Source organism: Clostridium sediminicola (genome assembly GCF_050402865.1).
Classification (GTDB): Bacteria; Bacillota; Clostridia; order Clostridiales; family Clostridiaceae; genus Clostridium_AF; species Clostridium_AF sediminicola.
This window is the reverse complement of the sequence record NZ_BAABMF010000004.1, coordinates 167,597-180,042: the sequence shown is the minus strand read 5'-3', so window position 1 is coordinate 180,042 and position 12,446 is coordinate 167,597. Positions and strand designations below refer to the sequence as shown.

Sequence of the window (12,446 nt, the reverse complement as noted above, 5' to 3'; positions counted from 1 at the left end):
CTATCCAAGAATATTCTTATACTGCAGATGATTCTGGTATTGTGTTACTTCCAGAACGTGTTGTATTTACTAAGGATAATATAGATGATTATGATTTCTAAAAAATTTTAATACTAAACCCAGCACTATATATAGATAAACTTATGTAATGTTTGTCTCAAATCTGCTGGGTTTGAATAATGAAAATTATTAATTATAAATGAAGGAGGAAATTAAATGGCAGATAATATAGGTAATAAATTAGCAAAAGATTATAATGTGGATATCCCCTACTCCCAAGAAAGTTTTTACGTTAAAGGAATGAATGACATCGATTGGGGTGTTCTAAATGATGATATGAGCCATAAAATTATCGGTGTTAATATTGAAGATGCAATTCTTCCGGTGCTTCAGGAGTAGATATGGGTAGAAATATATTCTAAGCTGAAGATTCAAAAGCAATGTGTAAGTCAGTTGCTAAAATTGTACATGAAGGCTTTTCAGAATTTTTTATTTCACTCCAGTATTTTTTTTAATATTTACTGCATTAGACGCGACTGTACTGACACCAGCTATTACAGACCCTATTCCTAATAAACCACGTCCCAATAACAATCCAGTTGTACCAACAAGAATAAGCCCAATACCTACACTCCCACCAATTACTGATCCAATGCATGATACTTTTTTTGAAGGATGAGTTAATTTTTCTACAGTGCACATTGATTTGCTTAAAGTTTCTTGTGAAATTTTTTTTGTTGCTTCAGTTAACTTTCCATTATATTTTTTCATAAAGACCTCCAAATAATTTTCTTAAAATTTTGAAAAAATAAGACTCTATACAAGTGTAAAATCATGAAAATCATTAAGTGCCTCTATAATGTCATCATCAATTACAGGCAAGCCCATACCATCAAATAGTTTTTTTAGAAAATTTATCTTTTCAATAAATTGTTCTTTACTAACAACAAATACAGATGGATTTAACCAAATATTTAATAAAAGCATTACAACTTCGGACAGTTCTTTTGGATAAGTGGCATTTATAGAACCATCTTTCATGCCCTCTTCAATTACTTCCTTCAATAAAGGTGCATATCTTGATACAGCTTGATTGAGCTGTCTTGATAAAAATTTTGGATTTTTCATCAATGTTGGTGATGACCGATAAAACTTTTGTTGTTCTTTATTTGATATAGATTGACTAAAAATTTCTTTTATTTTTTGTAATCCATTCAATGATCTATCATCTTTTATTTTATCAAATGAATTGCTATCTTGGTACATTCTCAAAGTAACAGCATCAATGATTTCTTCTTTTGATTTAAAATGATGATAGATTGCTCCTTTACTAAGATCTCCTAAATTATCAACTATATCTTGAATCGTCGTCTTCTCATAACCTTTTTCTAAAAATAATTTAAGTGAAATATCTAAGATACGATTTACTGTTATTTCTGGATATTTATTTCTAGCCATTTGACTCCTTCTTTCATACATTAGTTTGGTATGTTTTAATATTAGCAATTTATAAAAAATTTGTCAAGAATTTTTACTGAAATCAACAAAACTGCCCTCATTTAGGCAGTTTCATATCTTTTCAATTGTTTAAAAGGTTTCGATTTATCCAAGCTACTCTTCAATAGTCCTTCTAACCGCACCTTGTCCTTTTATCATCTTAACAAACATGCTTTCAAACTTATCTTCTAGACCTATCTCATACAGATTGATACCAAAGATTTCTTCATTAGATAGAATATCATTAAGGTCTGCAGTAGTATCTCTCATGTTTATCTTATCCATTGTTTTCTTAAGAATATCTATCATTGGGTCTGGACTTAAAGTTATTTCCTTACCTTCATCATCTACTCCCATTAAATATCTACACCAACTAGCTATTGCAAGTGGAATCCCCACAAGACTAGCAGGTTCAAGGGCATTATCCGACAATTATGCTAAACCACTTACTCTATCTAATCTTGCTGACTCAATCAAAATAAGCCCGTCTTATTTAGGTAGTATTTTTAAATCTGTAACTGGTAAATCTCCAATAACCTATTTACTTGAAATTAGGATTCATAAGGCAGAAGAATTACTTAAAGATGGGAACCCCCGTATCAGATATATATGAAAAAGTAGGGTTTAATGATTTGTTTTATTTCAGTAAATGCTTTAAGAAATATGAAGGAATATCTCCATCCCATTATAAACAAATGTTTTATAGTTATAATTACCATGATAATGACTAGAAATAATATATACCTATAAGATGGTTATACAACAAAAACTGCCCACTGGGCAGTTCCTTTGATTTATACTATCTTTAATATTTTTACATAAACTATAATTACTTATTAATTTAACGAACTAAACCATATAGGACTTGACCATGCCATATGTTCATCTATTTGTTTCATTCTAATATAATAATAAGTATCTTTACTTATTACGCTATCATCAATAAATTCTATTTCTGTCCATTGTTTATCACATTTAGTAGAATACATAACTTCTCCATTACAAATAATTTCAACTGACTTTATTTGCTTTGGTGCAGCTAAAGTACATTTAATACGTCGTGGTTCTGTAAAAGTTTTACCTTTATAATATACTTCTTCCCCCATAAAAGATTCATTAATATTAAAATACATTATCATTCTTGGATGGGTAGAAGCATATGATTTTCTGTTATATAAAGCTTCATATACTCCTTTTCTTGTTAATTCTTTTGCATAAACTGCTGTAACTCCTCCATGACCCGGCATAGCATCATGATCATCACTACTTGCAGTAATTCCCCATTTTCTACCCTTATTTAAAAAGTCAACTATCGTATTACCTGGTATATTAGATTTTGCTTTTAATAACATAGGATGATTTTCATTTTCGAATCTTCCCCATTGACTTGAAAAAATTTCTCCTAGTCTTTCTATATTTTCATTATTTTTTTCCCAATTATCATAATTGAAACCATTATTTTTTGAATCTTGGTCATCCTTTGATTTTCTACCACCACAATAACGATGGAGATGAGGTATTGTTAAATATTCTTTATCACCATAATATTCCCATACATCAGGTATATCTTTAACCCATTCTTCTGGGTAAGAGAATTTACTTAAGGAGTCAGAAAATAATACTACTGTATCTCCTCTTTTACTATGAAATTCAAACCCAGGAAATGCAACAAACTTACCTTCTTTATAATTAATATCAGCTTTTTCCCCAATTAACTTCCACATTTCTTTTGTTATATTCAAACTCTTATCTTCATTAAATTCAAAAGTCTGTTCAGATAAGCCCATAAAATCAATATTAGCTACATCTTTTGCATAAGTATATGCATCTTCTGGAGAAGCTCCCCCATTGTTATCTTTTATATTAGCTGTCAAATTGGAATGGCTGTGCAAATCTCCCCAATAAATGTTATAAGGTGAATTTTTACATAGAATTATAGACTTTTCTACAAATAACTCATCATCCACTTTAACATCTACTTCAAATATTCCCTCTTCATTTAATTCTAATAAGTATATACCATTTTTAACTTGTCCCTCATTAATAACAACACCATTGTTTTTGAGATCCTTTATACTAATCTCTATATCTGATGTATCATAATCAAAAATAGGATTATTAAATTTATCTTTAACAAAAATTTTTATTTCAAATCTCTCGCCTACACTTATTAAATTTGGTGTTATAGTTGTTATAATTTTTTCTTTTCCTGGTATAACTTCAATAGGTTCAAATCCATTTAATTCTTTGTACTCTTTATTCCCTTCTATATCCACAAATACTTTATAGTTAAGGAATGTTCCTTTTTTCTTATGAGAATTATGTCCCACTCTAGTAGGTGGAGCACATCTATCCATCCATGCTCTACTAATTCCGCCATAGTGTATAAAAATCTTTGTACCTTCTTTGATTTCTTCTTCTACAATAATTAAAGCCACCCGAGTACTATCCGGCCATCTTTTGATATGCGAAAAATTAGTTTCAATTTTATTAGCCTCTGTTGTTATTTTTAAATTTTCATCTTCACAATATGCATATAAAAAATTTGATTTCCAATAATCATATACTTGTACATATTCTTCTGACCTTTGATGTTGAAAAGCAGGCAAAATAACTTTTATAGAACCACCTTTTTTTATACCTTTTGCACCAGCAACATAAGTTATTACCCATTCCAATTCCCCATCAACTTCTATCTTAGATTTTGAATCAACATGAATGTCACCATAAAAATTCAGCTGTTTTTTGCTCATTCAATTCTCCTCCAGTTTTGATAAATAAAAAAATCATAAGCCCTTGAATGCCCCATACATAACCAGTTGCTACTAGTAATATAACGGCATAGATTTATTGTATTTATTCAGCTTTCGAGTATATCGCAAAGTTGTCAAATGAGGGCGAGTTATCGCACTTCCCACAACCACTGCATGGGCTCCTAAATAAATACTCTCAACAGCCTCTTCTGGAGTATTTATTTTTCCTTCCATAAATACATAACCAAGGCCTTCACATTCTCTAATAATCTTTGCTAACATCTCAAAATCTGGACTATCTATAGATTTAGGGTTATCATTAAATCTATATAAAGTTGGTGCAACTATATGAGCTCCAAGTTTTAGAGCATTTACTGCTTCCTCAGCATTTCGTATATCAGCTAATATTAATATGTCCGGGAATTCTTTTTTGATTTCTTCAATAATAGTAAAAGCTTTTTTCCCTTGGGCATTGTACCTATCAGTAGCATCCACAGCAATAATATCCGCACCTGCTTCAATAACAGCTCTTACAGCTTCCATTGTAGGAGTTATAAATACTGGGCTGTTTTCGCTATGAATTTTCCACAACCCAATAATAGGTAACTCAACTGCTTCATTGATACTTTTTATATCTTCTGGTGTATTTGCACGAATACAACATGCGCCACCCCAAACAGCAGATTCTGCCATTTTAACTACAATACCTGGCAAATATATAGGGTCATCTTTTTTAGCTTGACAAGAAACTATAAGGCCATCTTTCATACTTTCAATAAGTTTGCTTTGCTCTTCATTCATCTCTTTATCCCCTATCTGAATTCAACTATTTTCTTTTGACCTACCTCAACTAGCTTTCCTTCTTCATTGATTTTACATTTTTCACCGGAAGTAGCCATTACAATAACATCAGTTGCTACCACTTTATCCTTAATATTTTCAAAGTCTACTGTCATGAGGAGATCCCCTTGCTTCACATCTTGATTTTCTTTAATATATGATTTAAAACCTTGTCCTTTAAGTAATACAGTATCTATTCCTATGTGAATCAATAACTCAACTCCATTATCACATTGAATACCAAAAGCATGCAATTCATTTGCAATAAATACTATTGTTCCATTTACAGGAGATATAATTCGGTTATCTACAGGTTCAATTGCAAACCCGTCACCTAGGCTTCTACTTGCAAATGCTTCATCATTTACTTTCTCAATTGATTTCAAAACCCCTTTTGCAGGGGAGATAATTCCACTTTTTTTATTTATAAAAGAAAACATATTTATCCTCCTATATAGTTTCCAATGTAATCATTAGGATCTTTTGAACCCGCATGTAAGCACTCATTTTTGTTGACTTTCCATCCTTGTTGAACCGAAATATTGCCATTTAAAATTGGGTCCTTAGTCTTTTCCTGGATTTCATTCATCCTATTTCTTAGTTTTTCTAGTACATCTTTATATTTGTTATCATTGACAACATTGTTTCTTTCCCCTACATCATAAGTGAGATCATACAATGCTTCCTTATATTTTTCTACTTCTTGCAATCCATTATTCATGTAATACTCTTTTGAAATAGAATCATCAATATTAGATTTATTGATTTTCATATAATCATCATAATAGCGAATATATTTATACTTTTCAGTTCTTATACTCCTACAAGGTTCATAAGAAGTATGAAAATTAATTTCACTAAAAATATCTTCTCTCACTTTGTAATTAGTATCCTGAAAAATTCTTTCAAAAGATTCACCTTCCAAATAATTTGGTTTTTCAAGATTCAACAAATCACATAAAGTTGGAAAAACATCAATATGTGAAACTAATTGATCTGCAACTTTACCATTGACCTTACTTTCTGGAACACGTATCACTAAAGATACGCCAATACCCGTGTCAAACAAGTTGCACTTAACAAATGGCATTGCAATACCATGGTCTGTAGTAAATATGATGATGGTATCTTCGTATATTTGATTTTCTTTTAATGCATCTAAAACAATCTTAAATGCATCATCAAACCATGAAGCTGATGTTAAAAATCTAGCATAATCTTTTCTTATTATCTCATTATCAACCAGTGGATAAGGAGGCTTAACATAATTTTCATTTATTCCTTCTTTCAATTCAGTAGGATACCTTCTATGAGTAGAGTACATTCCAAATGATAAAAAGAAAGGTTTATCTTTTTTATTTTCTTTTAACCAAGATTTTATATTTTTCGCATTTTCAATATCCCATTTAACTAATTCTTCTTGACTTAATCCTTTATTGCTAGATGTGATATCCAAATCATATCCAATTATATTTGCTCCTTCTTCATGATTCAAATAATTTCCTGCTTCATGTTGTATCCCACACAAAACCGTTTGATAGTTGTTCCCTTTTAAAAAATTCACAAGATGCTTTGAATAGTCATTCAAAGCAAATCCCCGCTGTGATAATCCTAGCATTCCATTCTGATGTGGATAGGTTCCTGTGAGAAGACCTGCTCTACTAGGAGAGCAGGTTGGACCAACACAAAAGGCTTTTCTAAAAAGAAGTGCGTCCTTTGTAAATTCCATTAAATTTGGTGTTGGAACATTATATCCATATGGACTTAACATTTTTCCACTGTCATGGGTGTGGATATAAACTACATTCATTAAATAACCCCTTTCTATATAAGTCAAATTAAAATATTCTGTTATAATGTTTCAATATATTCATCTACCTCTGTACGTATCAAATTAACTTTTGGACCATATATTACTTGAATATTCTTTCCTCTAACTATTGTATTGTAAGCACCCGTTGCTTTAAATCCATCTTTATTTACAGGTTCTAATTTCTTAACTGTTACTCTTAACCTTGTTGCACAGTTATCAATTTCAACAATATTATCCAAGCCACCCAAAGCTTCAATTATTTCAGATGCTTTTCCTGACTCATAAGAACTATTTAATTTTTTCTCATCAGTATTTTCATCTTCATCTCTACCAGGTGTTTTAGCATTTAATTTTAGTATCAAAGTTTTAAATACAAAATAGTAAAGAATAGCTATAGGTATACCTAATGCAAGAATCCATAGATATCCTGTCTTGGCATTGCCTTGGAAAACTCCAAACAATAGAAATTCAATAATTCCTGCTGAGAATGTTGATCCAATTGTTATGCCAAATATTGATGCTACCAAGAAAGAAAAAGCAAATAATATAGCTTCAGCTACAAACAATAATGGTGATGCAAATAAGAATGCAAATGAAATAGGTTCAGTAACTCCTGTAATGATACATGTTAATGTTATAGATGCAATAAATCCTGCTGTTGCTTTACGTTTTGGTCCTTCAGGTATTGTTTTGTACATTGCATAACAAGCCGCTGGTAAACCAAACAACATGTGAAAATATCTTCCCGAATTGTAAAGACCAATATTTGCAAAGAATTTTGTTGTATTAGGATCAGCTAATTGTGCTAAGAAGATTTGTTGCCATCCTTCTATAACAACACCATTTACTTCTAAAACTCCACCTGCAGCTGTTGTCCAGAATGGAAGATAAAAAACATGGTGCAAACCAAATACATAGAATGTTCTTAAAAGTAGTCCATATAAAAAACTTCCTAATAATCCAAGTCCCTGAATTGCTGTACCAAGAAAAGCAATTAAATTAGCTACCTGTGGCCAAACAAGAAACATTACAAATCCAACAAATATAAATACAAATGTATTAACAATTGGTACAAATCGTGAACCTCCAAAGAATGCTAAAAATTCAGGAAGTTTTGTTTTGTAGTATTTATTGTGAACAAAAGAAGTTACTATACCAGCAATAATCCCTCCAAACACATTCATATTCAAAGTATGAATGCCATATTGCATTACTTGACCGTATAATCGAACATCCTCACCTGCTGGAGCTAGTTTACCAGTTATTGATAAAAAAGCATTTACTGATGTTAATAACACAAAGTATCCAACAACAGCAGCTAAACCTGCCGTTCCTTTTTCACCCTTTGCTAATCCCACTGCAATTCCTATAGCAAATATCAACGGTAGTGCCATGAACACACCTTTACCAACACTAAGTAAAATTGAGAGTATGTTTTGCAAAATATTGCTTTGTAAAAATGAATATGCTTGTACAGTTGCTCCTGATGATAAAGCTGCAGAAACACCTAATAATAAACCTGCTACTGGTAATATTGAAATTGGCAATAAGATTGATTTACCGAGTCTTTGACCTAATCCAACAAACTGTTCACTGAATGATTCCATAAATTTATTTTTCATAATCATTTCCTCTCCAATAAGTTATTTTTTAATAAATATTACAAAAAACTGAAGTGCCTTAATAATGCTAAAAAAATCTTAATAAATAAAAAATATTACGCTTACCCGTTTACTTCTCACTTATACTTAATATTTGATGACCTCCCTTTATTTATCTTTGATTACTACTATACCTTCTCCGCTCAGCCATGTTGTATTTACATTGTATAACTTTACAACGGTATTTGTCAATACAAATTATAAATATGTTAATACAAATTATATGAAAAAAATTTATCTAGTCTTAATTGATGTATACTGATATTTCTCAGAATTTAAGATCATTTCAGTATAATCAAGAACTTTACCAGTATCTAAATAGGTTGTATTCATAACTTTAATCAAAGGTTTATCTTCTGATACTTGTAAATATTCAGCTGTTTTCTTATCAGGAAGGATTGGTGTTATTATTTGTTCACTATGATCAATAATTAATTTTTTTTCTTTCTCATAATACTGGTATTTTGATTCTTTCAGTTGGTTATATGTTAAATCTGGAAAATCATCAACACTAATATAAGATATTTCTAATACCATTGGTTCATCGTCTGCCTTTCTCAATCGAATCACATAGTAAACTAATGCATTTATATCTTTCTTTAGAACCTCACAAATTGTTTTATCTGCTTTTATTATTTCAAATTTTAGTATTTCTGTACTTGGGGTTTTTCCCAATTCTAATATTTCTTCTTTAAAACTCTTTATTTCAGTAGCTTTTCCAATTTTAGGACAAGATCTAGCTACAACAGTTCCACTCCCTTGATTTCGTATAAGATACCCTTCTTTAACTAAATTATTTGTTGCTTGCCTTACAGTAACTCTACTAACATTGTATTGTTTCGCCAATTCCATTTCAGTAGGTATGAAATCATCTACTTCATACAATCCTCTATTGATTTTTCCCAATAAATCATTTTCTATTTTTTTATAAAGCGCTTCTTTTCTAGCCATTGTATCTCCTCTATAAACATAAAATTCATTAAACTTTCTTATTAATAATAATATCAACAATGTATCCATAGGTCAAATAAATCCAGTATGGAGAAATCATATTGAATTTTTAAATCTATTGCAGCGTGACAACTTACTATACTTTTTATTAAAGGAATTTGAGCAACTTCTTAGTATTACTAGAAAAACTGTTATGCCAGAAATCAAAGAATCCTCCATAACAAAAGAGGAACACTATGCCCTAGCCTTTCATATTGGAGGATTTTTTAATCTTTTAATAAAATGGTTATCACAAGGAGCAGTAGAATCTCCTGAAGAAATGGCTTCTATCATGAAAACTCTATTTCCAGAATAGCATTTTTCATTTTTGAAACTTTTCTGTGTGAAGTTTTTGTTTCATTTTATCTCACTCTCTGTTCTGCTTTTCCAAATCAACATTAAAAGAAACTTTACAAACTGGATAGTTACTACATTGAATAACTGCGCCAAAGTTTCCATATTTTCGTTTCAGTACTCCCTTACATATAGGGCATACTAATTTTTTATAAGACTTTTCTTCTATTTCTAATTCACAGTATCCAAGACCTGCTTTATCCATCAACTGAGTATATATTTCATTAATTTCTTCATTTTTATGATACAAATAATTATACTTAAAGATAGCTGTTATAAACTTAAAATGATTAGAGTTACCATTAGCTCTAAAAAACATTGCTACTTCTTCTAATTGTCTTTCATCTCCATTTAAAATATGCTTGATTTTATTCTTATAAGGAGCATAATCAGAAAAATAAGTAATTGTTTTTTCTTCAATTTCCTCTAACATATCAAAAAAATTATCCCTTTTATTCTCTCCGTCATCTATGGAATTTACTTCTAATGACTCATCTATTTCTTTTTTCTGGAGGATGCATTTATTGCAATGCTCGTCCTCAAACTCTTTATTTACTTTTTTATACTCCTCAATAAAGTCACACTCTATAAATCCCTTAGAATTTATTCCAATATCATTAAGATTATATACTTTTATATATAACTCCTCAAAATCATTGTTATTGTTATATGGATCTGAATATCTCATATTCTTTGCAAGGACAATTTTTGAATTATCTACATCTAAATAAACAGCTACTTTTTCCTCTTCATTTAACATTATCTGCTGAAAAAAAGTTACTTCCACTTGTTTTTCTTTTGTTTTAACATTTTTCTCATTGCCACCAATTAGCCATAGGACATTAATATTTGCTTTTTTATAATCCTTATGTCTCCCCTGCCATTCATGCAAATCTAGCTGAGTTCTTTGATATTCCACAGCCAACTTATCGCCATTACTAAATTCCATATACAAATCTGCTCTTCTTCTATTTGGAAATCTATGATTTATAATAGGCTGTATTTCTGGATATTTTTCTTTAAAATAGTGATACAAAATCATTTTTGCTTTTTTATGATTTTCCGATTCTCTCAAATTGTTATGACTAAATGGACACTTGTAATCTGCCGCTTTATGAGAAAAATGAGGTACTCTTTTCCTTGGATCATTAGCTCTCAATAAAACTTCCATACCGCATTCTGAGCATAGTAATTCTCCATTTCTCCCAGCTATTCTCCACTGTTTTTTTAGTTCATAATTTAAAGCATAATTTACATTAGTCACATCATAAGCGCAAATATGTTTCCCTTTGTACAAACAAGTTTCCATTTTTTATATCACCCCATTTTATTAGTTAAGAGTTAGTTCCTTGGTGGAAAACCATTTTCCATGTATCATTTGAAAGTTTCCATATAGAACTACGAAGTGAATATTTCTTTGTTTCATCTAATTCACTATGCTTTATTAACTTATATGTAGTCAGTACACAATCACTTGAAAGCTGTTTTATTTCAAACGCTATTATCTGCCACTTTAGTTCAGATGATTTACTCTCATTATCCCAAATATCGCCATTACTATAATGATATATCTTTCCTGAACTACAAAATTCAATAAAATCTTCAGAAAGTAATTCACTAATTTTTTTAGCCGATTGCCTAGTTTCTGGTTTTAATAATTCATTTTCTAATTCAAGAATATGGTTTTGTAACAATTCCATTTTTACATTACTATAAATCTCAATTCCATCTCTCTCTATTTGTTTTCTAATCTCCTCATTTAAAGAATCCTTAAAAAGAATATCACAAGTATAAATTCCAACCAACTCATCAATTGCTTCTACAATAGTTCCTCTTTTGTCAGTAGAGCAATCTATACAAATATCAATATCAGAATTTTTTCTCTCAGTACCCTTTGCTCTAGAACCAAATAAAATTACACTATTTATTTCTTCTGTGTTAAGAAAATATTGAATTAAGTTTTCATATACCGTTTCGTTTATTCCATACATAATTATCACATCACTTCTTTAGAAATATTAGATAATAAACCTTCTATTGCATCTATGTATTTATCTATTATTTTGTTTTTTATTTTATCATAATCTTCTTCGTTATAAATATGTGCAGTGCTATTTCTAGATAGTAAAATATCGTTCCAAACATTAATATCAGTAATAAGCCCTTCTTTATAAGCTTGTTTATAACATCCTCTTGGGTTATTTATTTCCAATCCGGATTCTTTAAAAATTTTAGATAATAACTTCCACGTCAAATCTTCCAAAGTCTCATACTTTTTTATTATTGAATCTCTATATACTTCTTTTGTAATTTCATCTGGATTATCTAATTTTAAATAATTATCTATAATATTTTTTAAGTGAGTAAACATTCTATAAGTATGGTTATAAGTTAATTTTATTGATTCTTTATATTTATCTAATATTCCGCTCAAATTACATATTCCTCCATGTTCATCTTCTCTATTAGCTTTTTGTTTTTGCTTATATTTAAATTATACCATAGTGAAACATTTTTATTCTTTCATAACGCTCTTAA

Annotated in this window: 16 protein-coding genes and 1 pseudogene; 4 read left to right on the top strand and 13 right to left on the bottom strand. The window is 29.9% G+C overall.

The features are described from left to right. Positions 1–216 precede the first annotated feature (216 nt). A complete protein-coding gene (locus ACQ3F0_RS09620) occupies positions 217–399 on the top strand; it encodes a hypothetical protein (RefSeq protein ID WP_428865016.1) in 183 nt (60 codons plus the stop codon). A gap of 90 nt (positions 400–489) precedes the next feature. Here the strand turns inward: ACQ3F0_RS09620 and ACQ3F0_RS09615 are convergent, their stop codons facing one another. From ACQ3F0_RS09615 to ACQ3F0_RS09605, 3 genes are all read right to left on the bottom strand, one after another. Beyond that, complete coding sequence (locus ACQ3F0_RS09615; RefSeq protein WP_428865015.1) at positions 490–771, bottom strand: hypothetical protein; 282 nt, start codon at positions 769–771, stop codon at positions 490–492. 45 nt (positions 772–816) lie between these two features. Beyond that, on the bottom strand, positions 817–1,458 hold the full coding sequence (locus ACQ3F0_RS09610; protein WP_428865014.1) for a TetR/AcrR family transcriptional regulator: 642 nt from the start codon (positions 1,456–1,458) through the stop codon (positions 817–819). Between the two features lie 153 nt (positions 1,459–1,611). Further along, entirely contained in the window at positions 1,612–1,929 is a 318-nt protein-coding gene (locus ACQ3F0_RS09605) for a hypothetical protein (protein ID WP_428865181.1), read from the bottom strand. On the opposite strand from ACQ3F0_RS09605, the gene ACQ3F0_RS09600 reads away from it, so the two are divergent. Both ACQ3F0_RS09600 and ACQ3F0_RS09595 read left to right on the top strand, forming a co-directional pair. Then, positions 1,826–2,110, top strand: a complete 285-nt coding sequence (locus tag ACQ3F0_RS09600; RefSeq protein WP_428865174.1) for a helix-turn-helix domain-containing protein — start codon at positions 1,826–1,828, stop codon at positions 2,108–2,110. The two genes, ACQ3F0_RS09605 and ACQ3F0_RS09600, sit on opposite strands and share 104 nt — an antisense overlap. After that, entirely contained in the window at positions 2,082–2,228 is a 147-nt protein-coding gene (locus ACQ3F0_RS09595; RefSeq protein ID WP_428865013.1) for a helix-turn-helix domain-containing protein, read from the top strand. Before ACQ3F0_RS09600 ends, ACQ3F0_RS09595 begins: the two co-directional genes overlap by 29 nt. Positions 2,229–2,333: 105 nt before the next feature. On the opposite strand, the gene ACQ3F0_RS09590 is transcribed toward ACQ3F0_RS09595, so the two are convergent. From ACQ3F0_RS09590 to ACQ3F0_RS09565, 6 genes are all read right to left on the bottom strand, one after another. Further along, complete coding sequence (locus ACQ3F0_RS09590) at positions 2,334–4,250, bottom strand: DUF3604 domain-containing protein (RefSeq protein WP_428865012.1); 1,917 nt, start codon at positions 4,248–4,250, stop codon at positions 2,334–2,336. A gap of 72 nt (positions 4,251–4,322) precedes the next feature. Then, positions 4,323–5,051: an N-acetylmannosamine-6-phosphate 2-epimerase gene (locus ACQ3F0_RS09585; RefSeq protein WP_428865011.1), complete on the bottom strand. Its 729-nt coding sequence runs from the start codon at positions 5,049–5,051 to the stop codon at positions 4,323–4,325. 11 nt (positions 5,052–5,062) lie between these two features. Further along, positions 5,063–5,530 (bottom strand): PTS sugar transporter subunit IIA, encoded by a 468-nt coding sequence (locus ACQ3F0_RS09580; protein WP_428865010.1) that lies wholly within the window; start codon positions 5,528–5,530, stop codon positions 5,063–5,065. 2 nt (positions 5,531–5,532) lie between these two features. Then, positions 5,533–6,900, bottom strand: a complete 1,368-nt coding sequence (locus ACQ3F0_RS09575; RefSeq protein WP_428865009.1) for a sulfatase family protein — start codon at positions 6,898–6,900, stop codon at positions 5,533–5,535. Positions 6,901–6,941: 41 nt separating this feature from the next. Further along, the gene (locus tag ACQ3F0_RS09570) at positions 6,942–8,525 is read right to left on the bottom strand and encodes a PTS transporter subunit EIIC (RefSeq protein WP_428865008.1); all 1,584 of its coding nucleotides are present in this window, start codon (positions 8,523–8,525) and stop codon (positions 6,942–6,944) included. Between the two features lie 273 nt (positions 8,526–8,798). Next, complete coding sequence (locus ACQ3F0_RS09565) at positions 8,799–9,515, bottom strand: GntR family transcriptional regulator (protein ID WP_428865007.1); 717 nt, start codon at positions 9,513–9,515, stop codon at positions 8,799–8,801. 118 nt (positions 9,516–9,633) lie between these two features. On the opposite strand from ACQ3F0_RS09565, the gene ACQ3F0_RS09560 reads away from it, so the two are divergent. Next, positions 9,634–9,870 carry a TetR-like C-terminal domain-containing protein gene (locus ACQ3F0_RS09560; RefSeq protein ID WP_428865006.1) on the top strand — a complete coding sequence of 79 codons (237 nt, stop codon included), beginning with the start codon at positions 9,634–9,636 and terminating at the stop codon, positions 9,868–9,870. A gap of 51 nt (positions 9,871–9,921) precedes the next feature. Here ACQ3F0_RS09560 and ACQ3F0_RS09555 read toward each other — a convergent pair whose 3' ends face one another. The 4 genes and pseudogenes from ACQ3F0_RS09555 to ACQ3F0_RS09540 all read right to left on the bottom strand — a co-directional run bounded on the left by ACQ3F0_RS09555 (position 9,922) and on the right by ACQ3F0_RS09540 (position 12,342). After that, complete coding sequence (locus ACQ3F0_RS09555; protein ID WP_428865005.1) at positions 9,922–11,217, bottom strand: competence protein CoiA; 1,296 nt, start codon at positions 11,215–11,217, stop codon at positions 9,922–9,924. A 25-nt stretch (positions 11,218–11,242) separates the two neighbouring features. Beyond that, positions 11,243–11,608 carry a nuclear transport factor 2 family protein gene (locus tag ACQ3F0_RS09550; protein ID WP_428865173.1) on the bottom strand — a complete coding sequence of 122 codons (366 nt, stop codon included), beginning with the start codon at positions 11,606–11,608 and terminating at the stop codon, positions 11,243–11,245. A gap of 18 nt (positions 11,609–11,626) precedes the next feature. Further along, positions 11,627–11,899: pseudogene (locus ACQ3F0_RS09545) on the bottom strand (nucleotidyltransferase family protein); the annotation flags it as partial. Positions 11,900–11,904: 5 nt separating this feature from the next. After that, a complete protein-coding gene (locus tag ACQ3F0_RS09540; RefSeq protein WP_428865004.1) occupies positions 11,905–12,342 on the bottom strand; it encodes an HI0074 family nucleotidyltransferase substrate-binding subunit in 438 nt (145 codons plus the stop codon). Positions 12,343–12,446 lie beyond the last annotated feature (104 nt).